Here is a 16,939-nt window from a genome sequence, read left to right as displayed (position 1 = left end):
TTGAATAAATGACTGAGCTGTTGCAAATAAAAAAAACTTTTCATTCTGAAAGACATAAAATTTTTTCAGAGCTTCACAAAGATTCTGATGCACTTGAGTTCAGCAAGAAGTACAGCATTCTTGTTGAAAATACAATCAGACAAATCTTTTCTGAAGAGAAATTCTCTTTTTCAATTGCGGCAGCAGGAAGTTTCAGCAGAAGAGAACTCTCTCCTTATTCTGATATTGACTTGATGATAATAACCGATAATGTTGAAAAACACAGAACTGAAATCGTATCACTGATAACAAAACTCTACGATGCAGGTTTTGAAGTTTCTCACACTGTAAGAGAATTTTCTGACATACCAAAGTTCCGCGATTCTGATCTTCACGCATTCACACAATTCTTTGAAACGAGATTTATACTTGGAGATTTCGGAATCTACAATAATTGGATTAGTACATTAATTAATTCAATTGATCAGAATACCGTAATGAATTTGCTCAGGGAATTTATAAATGATCAGAAACTGCGATATTCAAAATTCGGTGACTCTCCGAAGATGCTTGAACCAAATATTAAAATGTCTGCTGGTGGATTGAGAGATTTACAATCAATTGAGTGGATGTTTATACTTGATCATAAAGATTTAATTAACTGGCAGTTTGAGCAAACACAAACCGAAGCACTATTAACTGTATTAACAGAAAATAAATTTACAACCGAACAGGAATCGGCAAAGATTTTATCTGCTTACAAGCACATATTGAGAATCAGACATTTTCTTCACCTTATTACAAAAAGCAAAACAGACCGATTTGAATTTATGCATCAGCAAAAGCTGCTTGAAGTATTTGGTTTACCGCAAAGTGAACTTCGGAATTTTATGAAAGAATATTTTGAAGCAGCAAATACCATTTATCGTTTTTCCAAATCGGTGTTAAAAAAATATCTGCTCGAGGTTCTTGAACCCGTGCCTGATTCACTAGCATTTGAATTAGATGAGGATTTCATAATTAAAGGTAAAGTTCTTTCTGCAACCAAACCTGATGAGCTGTCTTTCTCAGATATACTTCGTGCATATTACTATCGCGGACTTCATAATCTCTACTTTGATGATAATCTCAGAAGAGCAATTATCGAGAAAGTCTCAAATCAGAAATTTGATTTAATTGAAAGTGAATCATCAGTATTTTTCAGAGAAATACTTCGACTGCCAAGAAATGTTGGCGATACTCTTTATGCAATGAATGAACTTGGTGTGCTTGGCGCTTTTCTTCCGGAGTTCAGAGAGTTAAATGGTTTTATGCAACCGGGAGTTTATCATTGTTATACTGCAGATGAACACACACTCGTTACAATCAGAAATTTAGAAAAGCTTGCAAACGACGATTCACATCTTGGGAAAATTTACAGAAGCATTTCCGAAAAGGAAATTCTTTTTCTTGCAATGATTTTCCATGACATTGCCAAACCAATCAACATTGCAGGGCACGAACTTTTTGGTGCTGAAATTGCATCATCGGTTATGTTTCGTCTCGGTTATGATGAAAGTGAAGTGGATAAAGTAGCATTTCTCGTTCGTAATCATCTTTTAATGGAACAAGTCGCCTTCCGCAGAAATCTTAACGATCCCGAAACTCTTAATTCATTTGTTTCAAACTTCAATACTACCGAAGAACTTGATTTGCTTTACCTTGTTACTTATGCTGATTTATCTGCTGTAAATCCCGCTGTGTGGACAACCTGGAAAGCAGAATTGTTATATGAACTTTACAGAAAATCCCGTGCAATGATTGAGGATAAAATTTCGGGCGAAGAACTTCTTTACTCAAATACTTACATAGTTCCTAAAGAAATTTCTAAACACTCCGACTTAATTTCTGAATCGGATGTAAAAGAACATCTTGAATCAATGCACGATGATATCGGATACAAAAGTCATTTTTCTGAAGAAGAAATTGCCAGACATATTGAAGAGATTGGAGCAGAGAAAGAAATTGCCGTAATGTTTAAAGAGTTTGGTGATTATACAAACATAACAATCATTACAAAAGATTTTCCGGCGCTGCTTTCAAAGCTTTGTGGAGTGCTCGCAATAAATGATGCGAATATTCACGACGCAAAAATTTTCACCCGAAAGGACGGAATTGTTATAGACACTTTTAATGTAACTGACTTTCGAACACATAAAAAAATTGATCCTTCCAAATATCAAAAAATTGAAAACGATTTAACTAAAGCTCTCACAGGTTATCTTGAAGTTAATAAAGAAGTTTCAATGTTAAAATCAAGATGGAAAAGACTTGAGCAAAAGTTATTTAAAAGAAGCGGACAGGTTAAAGTAAGCTTCGATAATCACGAGCGTTATACAATAATAGATGTTTTTTCTCCTGACCGACTTGGCTTTCTTTATCATATCACTCGAAAGATGAGTGAGCTTGGTCTGGTCATTCACTTTGCAAAAATTTCTACGAAGGGTGATGATATTGTTGACTCATTTTATGTTCTGAATCAAAGCGGCAAGAAAATTTCTCCTTCCGATCTGGCATTTATTAAAGAAGAACTTATCAATACAATCGAACAGATTTTATAATCAATAATGATTTTTTCTTAATCTGTTTTTCATTTCTCCGATTTACTTATTACTTATTTCCAGTAGGAACATTCCTTCATTTGGAATAATGAACTTAAAAATATCTTTAAGAGCCACTCAACATTATTTTTTTATTCATTTGTTTTATTCATAAGAAAATTTTATTTGCTAATTTTACCTCACTTATTAAAAAAATAATTGAGGAATTACATTGAACTTTATGGAAAAAGAAAAGCCGATTGGAGTTTTTGATTCGGGCATCGGCGGATTAACTGTTGTTAAAAGACTTATGTCGGTTTTGCCGAAAGAAAGTATAGTTTATTTTGGCGATACTGCAAGAGTGCCTTATGGTTCAAAATCGAATGAAACGGTCATTGAATATTCAGTTCAGAATACAAAGTTTTTACTTAAGAAAAATGTAAAAGCAGTTGTAGTTGCCTGCAACACAGCATCATCAATTGCACTGAACGAATTAAGAAAACAATTTGATGTTCCTGTAATTGGCATGATTGAGCCGGGCGCTGAAATGGCTGTTAATCAGACAAAGAATAAAAAGATTGGTGTTATCGGAACAAGAGCAACAATCACAAATAAAGCTTATTCAAAAGCTATTACAGAAATTAATCCTGATATAGAAGTTTTTGAAAAAGCTTGTCCTTTATTTGTTCCACTTGCTGAAGAAGGTTGGATAAATCACAAAGCTACTTATGAAATTGCAGAGGAATATTTAAAAGAACTAAGAGATAAAGAGATTGATACACTTGTGCTTGGTTGCACACACTATCCTATTCTCGCTGATGTAATTCAGGATGTAATTGGAAAAAATGTTAAGCTTATTGATTCAGGAGTTGCATCATCAGAAGTTGTGAGAGAGGAACTCAGAAGAATCGGATTGGAAACGAATTCTGCTGTTCCTGGGAATGCATTCTTTTATGTAAGTGATATTCCAACAACCTTTAAGCAGGTAGCGGAATTATTTCTTGGAAAGGAAATAAAGGAAGTTGTAAAAGTTGATGTATCAGAACTTGGAAAGTGATGGTGCTACTTGTTAAATCCGGAAAATTGGTGAAGGAAAGAAGGTAGAGAGGAATAAGATATAAGGAAATAAGGTGTAAGGGAATAAGGTATAAGGAGTAATTTTGAGCAGGACTCGGTCTCTGATTGAACCGATGTATGAAAATAAATCAGGAACGAACAGGGGTTCGTTCCCTACAAAAAAATGTTAAATAAAAGAAAGAGCGGACAACTTACCCGCTCTTTATAATTTTTCACAAAGAGTTTAGAATCTTTTCTGATTAAGTTCTAAAAAACATAATTGTCATTCTGGGGAGCGAAGCGACGAAGAATCTTCCTTCCAACAAATCAGAACAAAGAGTGACAAATAATTCCTGGACTGTTAAATTAATTTCATTTTTAATCTCCTTTTTTTCAATTTCTTTTTCCAACTATTATAATTGCTTTATGATATATTGCATTCTCCACCTTTGTTCCGACTCCTACTATAGTATTCAGTTTTGAATCAGCACCATACAATGCTGATGTTGATGTGAAGTCTATATATACTTCTCTTTTATTTATTCCATTGTAATGATTAATGCTTGAGCTTGTACCAACCGTATAAACATCATTTGACTTTTCTCCCGTTATCCGATATACTCGTCGAGGTATTGGAAATAAATATTTTGTCTGATTATTTATTCCTATGGTTTCTCTATATATGCCTCTGTTACTTGAAAGAAATAAATTATTGTCTATTACTTTTGAACTGTATATTATGTTTCCGTATGGATCGATGCCATTTATATTATTATTATACCAAACTGTTCTTGTTTGATAATTTGTTAGTCTCAACAGCACACTCTCACTCTGATCTAAAGAGTAGCCAGTAATAAACAAATCATTATCATTTCCGGATACAGACTTTAAGTTCACAGTTGTCCCGCTCTCTATCTTCGTCCATTTACGCCCATCCCAGTGCGCTATGTTGCCATTGTTGCCTACCGCATATAAATCCTCACTACTGCTGCCCCAGAGTTTGTTGATTGATACTGGTGTACAAATTGGCTCTGATTGGCTTTGCCCATTCCATCTTACCACTTGAGAACCATCCATTCCAATCCAAATATCATTCGGTCCGAAAGCAAAAATTGATTTTGTGGGATAAGAACCCATACTTTGTTGACCACAAAAAGTATAAAAATATATCCTCTTCAACTCCCACTTAGTTCCATCCCAGTGGACTGCGTTGTATGCGTTCGGGTCAGGTCTGCCAAGTGAGTCAAGCATATATATCTCTCCCACTGCCCAGATGTTGTTTTCATCTATTATCGCTACAACATACAATGCACTGCTGCTGTGCTGCCCAAACTCCCAGCTCTGCCAGCTAAAGTCGTGGCTTGTGGTGTCCATCGTAGTTACCGTAAGCTCATTGCTTGAATTTGTTATTGATTGATTTGGTAACTGTATGATTGTTCTGAATCTGTAACTCTGATTTGGCAGCAGGGAATCAACATAGAGTAATGTGTCTGCACCCAACAGTTTGATTGTTTCAGAAAGATTACCGTCTTGCAGCAGATTTACTGTTGCTGGCAATTGGAGATTTGTGGTTGTCAGTTTTATCCAAGCTTCTGTGCAACTTACATCTTCAAGTTCAAGTTTAAGCTCTGCCTCAAGCTTTGGCTCTGTGGTTTGCTTGCAACCAAATAGCAGTATAGTCATACTTAAAAAAAGGAATAACTCAACAGAGCGTAGAAATGGTTGAGTGATTGAATGAATGAATGGCTGAATGAATGGTTGAATGACTGAATGATTATTAAATTGATTGATTGACTTATAAAAGGATAATATTAGCATTAGGATTTCTCCGTTGCTGTTATCAATAATACAAACACTGTGCAAAAGAAAATTAGTTTATCGTTGCTTCAAAAACCAGATAAATTTAAAGATTCCTCACTTCGTTCGGAATAACTTAATAAATTTTTTCAGAGGTTTGTGAACTCAGAATGTTGTAAAAAAGTTTGACGATAGATTTGTTGACAAGCTGATTAAAAGGAAAACAAAATTGTCATTTTGAGCAGCGAAGCAACGAAGAATCTATATTCTACGAACATTTTAGAATCTTCATTGTAGGGTTCGGACTCAGTCCGAACCGCAAATCAACACATCAGGAACGAACAGGAGTTCGTTCCCTAAATTAGTTGAAAACTAAAAGACAAATGTTAATCCTAACTTGAATTGATCAAATGATAATGGAGCTTCGCTTTTAAATGGCCAGTTCATTTTTTCCTGTCTTAATTCATAAATACCATAACTCAGAGCATTCTTTAGTACGAAACTAACAACAGGACCAGCATAAGGTGAAGACTCAAAAATTTCATCTATAAATTTATCAAGTAATCCCTGTGCAGCAGATTCAATGATTGCACTTCCCGCCCATTTCCAGAAAAGATGTCTCTGAAAAACTATTGATCTTTCATAAGAAGCATCCAGCATAAGATTATCAATCATTTTTATTCTTATTCCACCAACTCCGCCTGTTCCAAATCTGAATGACTCATCGTATAAATTCAGAGTTTCAATTTCTGAATCAGGGAGTAAAGTGAGAATATTCGGATATTTGAAATCAATTCTGGACCAGTTTAATGTATATCCATTGTATAAAATAAGTGCTGAACTTTCGCCAAGTTTATAACCAAAACCTTTTGTTCTTTCAAATCCCAAACGCCACATATCTGATTCAATCTCTAATCCAACAGGATCTTTACCGGAAAGTTTATTTGATTCATTTGATATATATAAATTTCTGTAACTGTGATTTATCAAATCATCTTTTCCCCACGCAGATTTGTCTTTAATATATCCTAATTTCAGTTCAACTAAGTTTGGTTTAACGAAACCTTTGTTCATACCATTTCTGTTGATTTGACCAAAGCCATAATTAAGAGAAATAGCAGGACGGGATTTTGAAAAACCGAAATCGAAATCATCATCCCAACTCCATTTCCAATCCCAGTTTTCACTTTCGTCCCAATGCCACTTCCATTCTTCATTTGTTTTTGTGGAATCTTCCTGAGCGAAGACAAGTGATGATAAACTGATAAAACTCATTACAATTAAAGGGTATATGGATTTCATTTTTAACTCCTTTTTCAAATCAAAATTAGAAATATTTCTTCAACTCAAAAATATTCAGGAATTATTCGGGAGTGTATTTATTTATAACAACAGAACTTTAATAATGATAAGTGGTGATATAATTTGATATCAGGATTTTGCATTTAGCAAATACTTAATCACTTCATCAAGATAAAGATGAAACCTTTGTGGAAGGTTTTTATACTTTGATGCAAATTTAGATTTGAGCATTTCAAAGTCTTTTGATTCAAACGAATTGATATCTTCTTCCAGATTTTCAATCCACAGGTTAAACTTCTGTTCAACTCTTTTTACTACATCAGCTTCATCACTATTTGCAATTTGCCTTATTGTAACATTCTTATCGAAACTATTTTCTACAAAAAGTTTAAAAGAATAACCACGAAAATTTTCTGCAACAATTGTTCGATTAATGTTTCCCAATTCCTTTGCTGTTTCAGTTATGGCTGAGTGAGAAAATTTCTTTTGTCTCAGACTCTGAATTACCAAATCTTCAATATTCGTTTTTACTGCACTGGTTATGTTATCAGGCAAATCTCTGAGTTGAATAATATTCCTTCCTTCCGACGAAGCAAAGATGACTGCACGTTTAATGACTGATTCAAGTTCTCTAACATTTCCTTTCCAGTCATATTCATTAAGAGCTTTTAGTGCCGCAACTGAAATATTAATCTTCTGTTCAGACTGCTTTAACAAATAATCAACTATTATATCAATGTCTTCTTTGCGCTCACGAAGCGGTGGAAGGTTAATATTTATAACATTAATTCTGTAGAACAAATCCTCACGAAATTTTTTCTCACTTACAAGCTTCTCAAGATTTTTATTTGTTGCTGCAATTACTCTTACATTAACTTTTTTCGATGTAGTAGCGCCAACCTTTTCAATATCACCTGATTGAAGAACTCTCAACAGTTTCACCTGAAAATTTTCTGATGTTTCACCAATCTCATCCAGAAAAATTGTACCGTTGTCAGCTACTTCAAACTTACCCTGTTTGTCTGAAACAGCACCTGTGAAAGCTCCTTTAACATGACCGAATAATTCACTTTCTAACAAAGTTTCTGTTAAAGCTGCGCAGTTAACAACAACAAAATTTTCTTCCGCTCGCTTGCTAAGCTTATGAATTGCATTTGCAACAAGCTCTTTACCCGTGCCGCTTTCACCAGTAATTAAAATTGTTGAATCGGTCGGTGCAGCCTTTTTTATCAACTCAACTACTTCATTCATTTGCCTTGACCTATATGCCATTCCAAAAAATATTTTTGCTTCACTTTCCTTTAATTCATCAGCTTCGGCTAAATCCTCTTTGTTTTCTTTAAGCCGGTTTATTTCTTCCTGAAGTTTTTCTATTTCGGATTTCAGGATATCAGATTTATCTCTGCTTACGCCTTCCGATTGCTTTTTAAGTGATGTGAGTTCTTCTTCCTTTTTTTGCAATAATGATTTTAATAATTCTTTTTCCTTCTCTGAAATATTCAGTTCTTCTTTACTTTCAAAATACAATTGAATTAACTGTGCAATTCCGGTAAATGCAAAGCCGAGCAGAAAATATGAAGCATTTAATTTCTGATAAAGAATTTCCTGGACCACAAATACTATTATGATGAAGCCAATAAAGAATAACAGATAAATTATTGCTGACTTATCTTTAAACTTTTCAGTAAGATATATCATCAGCAAAATCAATAGCACAAATGCAAAAGAAGAAATGATATTTAAATCATCACGGAAATATCTTTCATTAAGAATATTATCTGTTGCAAAAGCGTGAAGTGCTAGTCCCGGTAATTCATTATCAAATGGTGAAGTAAACTGAGGCGCAATTTGACTATCAGTTACTCCAATCAGTACAATTTTATTTCTGAAAATTTTTTCAGCTTCCTCTTCCCGATTTACTAAATCAAAAAACTCAAGCAGTGAATAACTTTTGAACTTACTCCATGATGAAACAAAATTTATTATTATGTTTTTATCAGCAGATGTTTTATCTGATAATTTAACTGAAAAAGCTTTTTCAACCTGATTGAAACTTATTAGTTCAGATGGAACAATAATTTCTTTCGAACCAATAAAATTAATATGTCCTGTTTCAAATGATTCATTAAGAAGTTTGGGAGTTGGAAAACTCAATGAGTCGGTGAAGTAAACACCGTTTCTTTTATAAATTTCTCCTGCAACGGAGCTAAGTACAACATTTCCTGCATTTGAAATTTCTGATTCCAGGAGATTATCATAAACTGTTTGTGAAGTAATTCTTGCAGAAAGAAAAACTTCCAAACCGATTTTTTTTACTCCCAAAGATTTAAGATTACGGATTAGCAAAGCGTAATAACTTCTTTTCACAGGCCATGGACCAATTCTTTCAATATCTTCGCTTGTGATTTTGATAAGAATTATTGATGAGTCGGGTGACTTTTCAGGCAGAACATTTTTAATGAGACTTTCGGAGGAATGATTTATAGATTCCTCTATGGCAGGGATAAATAAAACAGAAATAATTGCAATAAAAAGTAAAAATATTTTGAGCAAAAGGAACTTATTTTTTTGTAAAAAGCTTTTAAGCATTAGTAAATTTGTTTCAGGAATTTATATCGAAATATACAGAATTTAGTCAATAAGCTTTTTAATAATTTTTCAAGTGGCATAATGAATTTAGATAAAAACCAACTCTACAAGATATCAAGATTAAACAGCAACTATCCAAATTATCAACAAATAATAAAACTCCACAAAGAAGCAATCGAAAATGGTCAGGATATTTACTTTGATCCTGATACAGGATTTGCTGTATTAACCGCAGAGTTCCTTTTAAAAAGAGGTTATTGCTGCGGAAGCGGTTGCAGACATTGTCCGTATGAAACAAATAAATGATAATGAAATCCAATAATAATACGGCAACTTTAAATCAATCATTAATTATTAAAAATCCACTTCAATACATATCAACGGAGCAGTTATGAAATTAAAAAATTTCATTCTCGTAATTCTATTAATTGTTTCGACAACTTCAATCTTTTCACAAAATGAAGACAAGAAAGAAGACAAATCACCTTACAAGTCTTCAACTTTCAGCGGATTAAAATTCCGTTCGATTGGACCAGCAGTAACATCCGGCAGAGTAACTGACTTTGCAGTAAATCCAAACAACTATCACGAATTTTATGTTGCAGTTGCTTGTGGCAATGTATGGAAAACTACTAACTCCGGAACAACCTGGGAGCCAATATTTGATTCATACGGTTCACATTCAATTGGTTGTGTAACTCTCGATCCGAATAATCCTCATGTTGTTTATGTTGGAACAGGAGAAAATAATTCTCAAAGAAGTGTTAGCTGGGGCGATGGGCTTTACAGAAGTGAAGATGGAGGAAAAAGTTTTAAGAAAATCGGATTGGAAAAATCCGAACACATTGCAAAAGTGCTTATTGATCCCCGCGATAGCAAAGTAATTTATGTAGCTGCACAAGGTCCTCTTTGGGGAGATGGTGGACAGCGTGGACTTTATAAATCAACTGATTATGGAGCTACCTGGGATTCTGTTCTTTATATTAGTCCAAGAACTGGTGTAACTGATGTTGTAATGGATCCAAGAAATCCGGATGTACTTTATGCTGCTTCTTATCAGAGAAGAAGACATGTCTGGACATTGATAAACGGTGGACCTGAAAGTGCAATTTACAAATCAACAGATGCGGGAAAAACCTGGAAGAAACTTGAATCCGGTTTACCTTCAGGCGATGTGGGAAGAATAGGATTAGCAATCTCACCAGTTAATCCCGATTTTGTTTATGCAATAATTGAAGCCGCAGATGATGCAAGTGGATTTTACAGAACAACAAATCGAGGTGCGAGCTGGGAGAAGATGAGCGACTACAAAAATGTTAGCGCTCAATATTACTCTGAAATTTTCTGTGACCCAATTGATGTTGATAAAGTTTATGTTCTTGATACATTCTCATCAATAACTACTGATGGTGGAAAAACTTTCAAACAAATTTCTACCAAAGGAAGACATGTCGATGATCATGCTTTCTGGATTAATCCAGATAATCCTTCTCACTATTTAATTGGTGGTGATGGTGGTATTTATGAAACATTCGATGCCGGAAATACTTTTCATTTTAAAAACAATCTTCCAATTACACAATTTTATCGCGTAAGTGTTGATAACTTCCAACCGTTCTATCGTGTAATGGGAGGAACACAGGACAACAACAGTATGATAGTTCCTTCGCAAACCATTAATGAAGAAGGAATTGTTAATGCTGATTGGATTCCACTTGTTGGAGGTGATGGATACGAAGCACTCGCAGATCCATCTAATCCAAATATAATTTATTGTTTATGGCAATATGGTGGTTTAACAAGATATGATATGCAAAGTGGTGAGTTATTCAGTATTAAACCTCAGGAAAAAGAAGGTGAAGAACCTTACAGATGGAATTGGGATACTCCGCTAATAATAAGTCCGCACAGTAATACAAGACTTTATGTTGCAGCCAATAAATTATTCCGAAGTGATGACAGAGGAAATAGCTGGCAGGCAATAAGCGATGATTTAACAAGAAGAATTGACAGAAATAAATTGACTGTTATGGGAAAAGTCTGGAGTGTTGATGCAGTTGCAAAAAATGCTTCGACATCTTTCTACGGGAATATAGTTTCATTAAGTGAATCACCTTTGGTAGAAGGTTTAATTTATGTCGGGACAGATGACGGACTAATTCAGGTAACTGAAGATGGAGGGAAAAATTGGAGAAGAATTGAAAAATTTCCAGACGTTCCGGAGACAACTTATGTAAGTTGTATTTACGCATCTTTATTTGATGCAAACACTGTTTATGCAACTTTTGATAATCACAAGCGAGCTGACTTCAAACCTTATATCCTTGTAAGTAATGACAGAGGAAAAAGCTGGAAATCAATTACCGGGGATTTGAAAGAGCCATTCGTTGTTTATTCAATTATACAGGATCATATCAAACCGGATTTACTATTTATCGGAACTGAGTACGGAGTTTTCTTTACCATCAATGGTGGAAAGAACTGGATTCAACTTAAAGGAAATCTTCCAACAACTGCTGTTCGTGATCTTGATATTCAAAGACGAGAAAATGATCTTGCGTTGGCAACATTCGGACGAGGTTTTTATATACTTGATAATTATTCGCCTTTAAGAGATATAACTGAAAAAAATCTTGAGGAAGAGAATTTCAAAATCTTCCCGGTTAAAGATGCACTTATGTTTATAAAACGTAATGCTACTTTCAGTTCACTTGGTTCATCTTTTTATAAAGCAGAAAATCCACCATTCGGAGCAACCTTTACTTATTATGTTAAGGAAGCTCCAAAGACTTTGAAAGAACAAAGAAAAGAAAAAGAGAAAAAATTAATTGAAAAAGGTGAGCCTGTTTATTATCCAAGTTGGGAGGATTTAAGAAAAGAAGATGACGAAATAAAACCTTATCTTTTATTTACTGTTTATGATGATGCGGGAAACATCGTCAGGAAAATTAAAAGCGATGTAAAAGAAGGTATTAACAGAGTTAATTGGGATTTAAAATATCCCTCAGCTAATCCTGTTAAAAAGGCAGATTCACAGGATGAAAGTGGTTATCCCGTAATGCCGGGAAAATACAAAGTCAAAATGACACTTTATGATAAAGGAGAATTTAAACAAGTTGCTGGTCCTGTTGAGTTTGAAGCCAAAGTACTGAACAATGTAACATTACCTGCTGAAGACAGAACTGAATTAGTTGCTTTCCAAAAGAAAGTAACAGAACTTAATCGTGCTGTTCAGGGAGCGATTGAATCTTCTAATGAATTAAAAAATAAAATTGTTTTAATTAAAACGGCACTTTTAAGAACAGAAAACGCTCCACACAAATTATTAGAAGAAACAGATAGAATTGCTTCTGAAAACACATCGCTTTACAGAAAACTTGCCGGTGATGATGTAATTGCTAAAAGAAATGAACCGGTTTATCCAAGTATTGCAGATAGAGTTGGTGAAGTAGTTTACGGAATGTGGCAAACAACATCTGCACCGACACAAACTTATCGTGACAATTATCGCATTGCTTCGAATGAATTTAAACCAGTGTTAAGTGCGTTGAAAAAGCTTATTGAAGTTGATTTGAAAAATCTTGAAAGTGAATTAGAAAAATTAAAAGCACCATACACACCGGGAAGAGTTCCTGACTGGAAAGATTAGTAATCTTTGCGGCTTTGCGTCTCTGCGTGAAATACTTCGTGCAGAGGCGCAATTGAGCTGCAGGTTGAGAACTTTTTAATCTCTCTCAAAAAGATTTTTACAACAAAAAGAAATCACTTTATTCCTTTTACTAATTCCTCACTCATCTCCCACAAATTTTTCTGTAAGGCTTTATCATAAGAAAGTTGTGAAGATTTTTTTTCATTCATATCAAAAAAATATTTTGCTGTTTGTCCTTTTACTTCAACTGAATTAGCCAGATAAACAATTGTTTGCGCAGCTTGTTTTGGAGTAATCAATTGTCTTTTCAATAAGTAATAAACAAGATGTTTAATCCAGAACTTTAATCCGTTATTCCTTGCGAAGTTTGTTGCCACGCCACCTGGATCAACTGCGAACACACCAATCTTATGATTACTTAATCTTTCAGCCAACTCATAAGTAAAAAGAACATTAGCCAGTTTAGAATTTGAGTATTGCAATCTTCCATCATAAGTGGATGAATCAGATATATTTTCAATCAGCCCTTTCCCTCCGCCGTGTGCCGCAGAAGAAATATTAATTATCCTTGCATCGTCAGAATTTTTTAATAAAGGAAGTAGTTCATTTGTTAAAACGAAATGTCCGAGATGATTTGTAGCAAGAGTTAATTCAATTCCCTCACTGGTTAACTGATGCTGAAGAAATCTTGCACCGGCATTATTTATCAACACATCAATTCTGTGATAATCATTTTTTATTCTCTCACTTAGCATCTTTACTTCTTTAATTAATGAAATATCAGCCACATAGTAATTAACTGTCGTATTATTATTTCTACTTTTTATTTCCCGAACGACTTTTTCACATTTGTTTTCATTTCTTCCGATTAAAATCAATTCATAATTTTTTTTCGACAGCTCAAATGCTACAGCTTTACCAATACCCGAAGTTGCACCGGTTATAAGACAAATTCTGTTATTCATTTTATACTTTCCAGTTTTTCTAAAATTTTTACCATTGCAAAAGTATCAAGCTTGCAATATTCAAGAAGTTGATTTCTTTTTTCTTTTATTATTTCAGAATCACTTTCCCCAAACAGACTTTCAAAAGTAAGTGAAGCTAATCCGCCTTCATTGATAGCCAGATTATCATAATTTAATTCCGGTACAAGTGCCGGCAGAACATATTTAATTGAATAGGAACCTTTCATTTCATTTGTGTAGTAATATTTTTTCTGGAAAGGAATTATCAAATCTTTTATTCTACCGATAATATTTTCAATCTGCTTTTTGTATTTCGGAAATGCCTCGGCAATTTCTTTAAGTCGTGTTATCTCAAAAGATTTATTATACACAAGGATATCGCCCCTGGAATCGATAGCATTTATCAGATTCTCAATAAATGGAATTCTCGGATCATCTTTAGCTTCAGCAAGAAATTCATAATGTTCTAAAGCACTCCTTTTATTTTTTTTATAATGTAGTGAATACTGAAAAGGTATTTGCATATATGGTCTTGAGTTATCAAACATTGGGATTGCCGGTTGAAAGGTTTCGAAGTCCATAAAGTAAATGGGATAATTAATCTCAGATAAAAAACTTTTTATTGCATCCGCATCAATAAGATTTTTTCCATTCCTGAAAACATCAACCTGAATCTTTGCCCCTTGCGGAAGATTTATTTCATCAGTTATCTCATCGAGCGAAATTATTCCGCTTCTGTACATTTGGTATTTAGTCGAAAGATGAACACCGCTCAAATCGAAAACAGAATTTTCCGGAATATGTTTTCTGCAATAATTATAAAAGCCACATAAGTAAGGCGAATAACAATGTACGCCAATGTCAATTTCCGGAATTTTACTTTGTGATAGTACTTTTTTCAATCTGCCAATATTTTCTTCAACCCATTTTTGTAATGACAGAATTTCTTCGAGTACTGATTCAACAATAAACAATTGCTTTAAATCCAAATCTCCATTTCTTACATACTGATTATTTATATATACAATTGAAAAATCTTTGATACGATAACCTGAATTTGATATCACCCAATATTGAAGTGCTGCATCCATCAGATAAACATCAGTTACAGAAGTCGAGCTTTTAACTTCAAATACTTTCAAGCCGGACTTATTATTTACAAGAATATCTGCAACTGAAAGTACTTCGTCAAATTGAAAAGCTGCTTCGTAAATAATTTTCTTACCTGATTTCAGACTTTCTTTAGTATTAATTATTGCCTCATCATAATCTGTATGAGATTCGGGAGACAAATCAATTCCACCGGGGAAAAGTTGTTGCGCAAGTTTTCCAACATCAGTACCTCTTTTAAAAATTGCCTTCTGCATTTCAGAAAGTTCATCCATCTCATCATAATGATATTTATAAAGGTAGAGATGTTTTTCGCATTGAATTCCGCGAATAAAAGATGATTTGCTAAGAAGATGAGAGCCCATTTAATGTGTCCGAATAGATTATCAAATGACTTTTAACTGCTATACAAATTTAGTTTATTTGCAATAAGATTGGAAAATTTTTGTTAATGTAATTCTTATGAAAAAATTCAATTTCATATTTGTTTCCATTTTTATCCTGATATTTCAAATATTGAGTTTCGCGCAGGATAAAAGGTATACTAAAGGTGCAGAGAATGGATATATGTGGATTGATTATGAAAAGTATTCAATTATGCGCGATATGAAATATGATTATTTAAGCTCAATGCTTGAGAGACAAAGAGTTATCAACTTATTTCAGTTCAATTATGATTCGCTTGGTTGCAGAGATGATATTAAAAATTTGTTGGAACAGAATAAATTGAACGAACTTGACTTAAGTATGATGGTTAAAAAGATTGACCAGTTTTACAGTGATGATAAGTTAAGAATTGTTCCGATTGTTTTTGCTTATTGTTATTGTATAAAAGAATTGTCGGGAAAATCGAGGAAGGAATTAACTGAGTACTTAATCAAAATTCTGAAGTTTTCAGAATCAGAAGAGTAGTGGTTCATCAGGTTTCTTTTTTACTTTCTTTTCTTTTTTCTTTTGCTGACTTTTCAGAAAATCACCAAAGTCTTCCTTTGCAATGATATAGATTTTTCCCACCTGTTCAGCTTTAAGATTTCCGGAACGAATGTGATAAAGAACCGCTGAATGACTTACATTCAGCAATTTGGCTACTTCCTGAACGCTGAAAAATTCTCGCATTGATAATCCTGCAAATATGAATCAATCTTGCTGAGGCAATTTAATCAGCATTCGAAACATATTCAATCTTCATTGAATGTTTTAAGCTCGTGAATTATGTTATCTGAGAAGAAATAAAAATTCATTCCTTCAGGAAAATATTATGAAGCTAGCACAAAAAATTTTTACTGTTTTGTTGTTAAGTATCGCAATGGCTTATCTTGAATCTGCTGTAGTTGTTTATTTAAGAGAGCTTTATTATCCAAACGGTTTTACTTTCCCATTAAAAATAATACCCGAAAAAATTTTGATTATTGAACTTGGAAGAGAGCTTGCAACAATTATAATGCTTGGAACTATAGCATTGATTGCCGGGAAAAAATTTGTGGAAAAAGTTGCTTACTTTTTATTTGCATTTGGTGTGTGGGATATTTTTTATTATCTGTGGTTAAAGGTTTTTATCAATTGGCCCCATTCTCTTTTGACTGATGATTTACTTTTTCTTATCCCCGTTCCCTGGATTTCTCCAGTTCTTGCACCGGTTTTAGTATCAGTAATCTTTATTTTATTTTCTGTTGTTGCTTTGAGGCAGAATGAAGCTGGTAATAGAATTAAATTTATGAAATCAGATATTATACTTATTCTAATTGGCGTGATTCTGATTTTATTTAGCTTTGTCCGGAACTTTGAAGAAAGATTAAATTCAACTTCTCCGGTTGAGTTTATGTGGGGAGTTTTTCTCGTTGGCTTGCTGTCTTTATCCGCCGGATTTCTTCGAACTGCATTATCAATTAAAAAATAAATAAATTTCTCGCAAA

12 protein-coding genes are annotated in these 16,939 nt (G+C 33.7%); 6 read left to right on the top strand and 6 right to left on the bottom strand.

Translation table 11 applies throughout. The annotated features are described in order from the left end of the window. Positions 1–20 precede the first annotated feature (20 nt). A complete protein-coding gene (locus Q0X14_RS11900; protein WP_297838811.1) occupies positions 21–2,579 on the top strand; it encodes an HD domain-containing protein in 2,559 nt (852 codons plus the stop codon). 220 nt (positions 2,580–2,799) lie between these two features. Next, positions 2,800–3,615: a glutamate racemase gene (gene murI, locus Q0X14_RS11895; protein ID WP_297838809.1), complete on the top strand. Its 816-nt coding sequence runs from the start codon at positions 2,800–2,802 to the stop codon at positions 3,613–3,615. Between the two features lie 392 nt (positions 3,616–4,007). Here murI and Q0X14_RS11890 read toward each other — a convergent pair whose 3' ends face one another. From Q0X14_RS11890 to Q0X14_RS11880, 3 genes are all read right to left on the bottom strand, one after another. Next, positions 4,008–5,432: a glucosyl transferase gene (locus Q0X14_RS11890; protein ID WP_297838806.1), complete on the bottom strand. Its 1,425-nt coding sequence runs from the start codon at positions 5,430–5,432 to the stop codon at positions 4,008–4,010. Positions 5,433–5,783: 351 nt separating this feature from the next. Then, positions 5,784–6,713: a hypothetical protein gene (locus Q0X14_RS11885; protein ID WP_297838803.1), complete on the bottom strand. Its 930-nt coding sequence runs from the start codon at positions 6,711–6,713 to the stop codon at positions 5,784–5,786. 129 nt (positions 6,714–6,842) lie between these two features. Next, on the bottom strand, positions 6,843–9,266 hold the full coding sequence (locus tag Q0X14_RS11880) for a sigma 54-interacting transcriptional regulator (protein WP_297838800.1): 2,424 nt from the start codon (positions 9,264–9,266) through the stop codon (positions 6,843–6,845). 117 nt (positions 9,267–9,383) lie between these two features. On the opposite strand from Q0X14_RS11880, the gene Q0X14_RS11875 reads away from it, so the two are divergent. Continuing rightward, the gene (locus Q0X14_RS11875) at positions 9,384–9,608 is read left to right on the top strand and encodes a DUF5522 domain-containing protein (protein ID WP_014559155.1); all 225 of its coding nucleotides are present in this window, start codon (positions 9,384–9,386) and stop codon (positions 9,606–9,608) included. Between the two features lie 85 nt (positions 9,609–9,693). Next, positions 9,694–12,951: a glycosyl hydrolase gene (locus Q0X14_RS11870; RefSeq protein WP_297838795.1), complete on the top strand. Its 3,258-nt coding sequence runs from the start codon at positions 9,694–9,696 to the stop codon at positions 12,949–12,951. A gap of 113 nt (positions 12,952–13,064) precedes the next feature. On the opposite strand, the gene Q0X14_RS11865 is transcribed toward Q0X14_RS11870, so the two are convergent. Both Q0X14_RS11865 and Q0X14_RS11860 read right to left on the bottom strand, forming a co-directional pair. After that, entirely contained in the window at positions 13,065–13,916 is an 852-nt protein-coding gene (locus Q0X14_RS11865) for an SDR family oxidoreductase (RefSeq protein WP_297838792.1), read from the bottom strand. Next, positions 13,913–15,391 carry a DUF2779 domain-containing protein gene (locus Q0X14_RS11860; RefSeq protein WP_297838789.1) on the bottom strand — a complete coding sequence of 493 codons (1,479 nt, stop codon included), beginning with the start codon at positions 15,389–15,391 and terminating at the stop codon, positions 13,913–13,915. The genes Q0X14_RS11865 and Q0X14_RS11860 overlap by 4 nt, the downstream gene beginning before the upstream one ends. A gap of 97 nt (positions 15,392–15,488) precedes the next feature. Here Q0X14_RS11860 and Q0X14_RS11855 point away from each other — a divergent pair, with 97 nt between their 5' ends. After that, positions 15,489–15,938: a hypothetical protein gene (locus Q0X14_RS11855; protein WP_297838786.1), complete on the top strand. Its 450-nt coding sequence runs from the start codon at positions 15,489–15,491 to the stop codon at positions 15,936–15,938. Here Q0X14_RS11855 and Q0X14_RS11850 read toward each other — a convergent pair. Further along, the gene (locus Q0X14_RS11850) at positions 15,927–16,142 is read right to left on the bottom strand and encodes a helix-turn-helix domain-containing protein (RefSeq protein WP_297838783.1); all 216 of its coding nucleotides are present in this window, start codon (positions 16,140–16,142) and stop codon (positions 15,927–15,929) included. The genes Q0X14_RS11855 and Q0X14_RS11850 overlap by 12 nt on opposite strands. A 142-nt stretch (positions 16,143–16,284) precedes the next feature. Between Q0X14_RS11850 and Q0X14_RS11845 the strand changes: the two genes are divergently transcribed. Beyond that, positions 16,285–16,923, top strand: coding sequence for a hypothetical protein (locus Q0X14_RS11845; protein ID WP_297838780.1), 639 nt, complete (start codon positions 16,285–16,287; stop codon positions 16,921–16,923). Positions 16,924–16,939 lie beyond the last annotated feature (16 nt).

It is taken from the genome of Ignavibacterium sp., from assembly GCF_025998815.1.
In the GTDB taxonomy this organism is placed as follows: Bacteria; Bacteroidota; Ignavibacteria; order Ignavibacteriales; family Ignavibacteriaceae; genus Ignavibacterium.
This window is presented reverse-complemented; position numbering and strand designations above follow the sequence as displayed.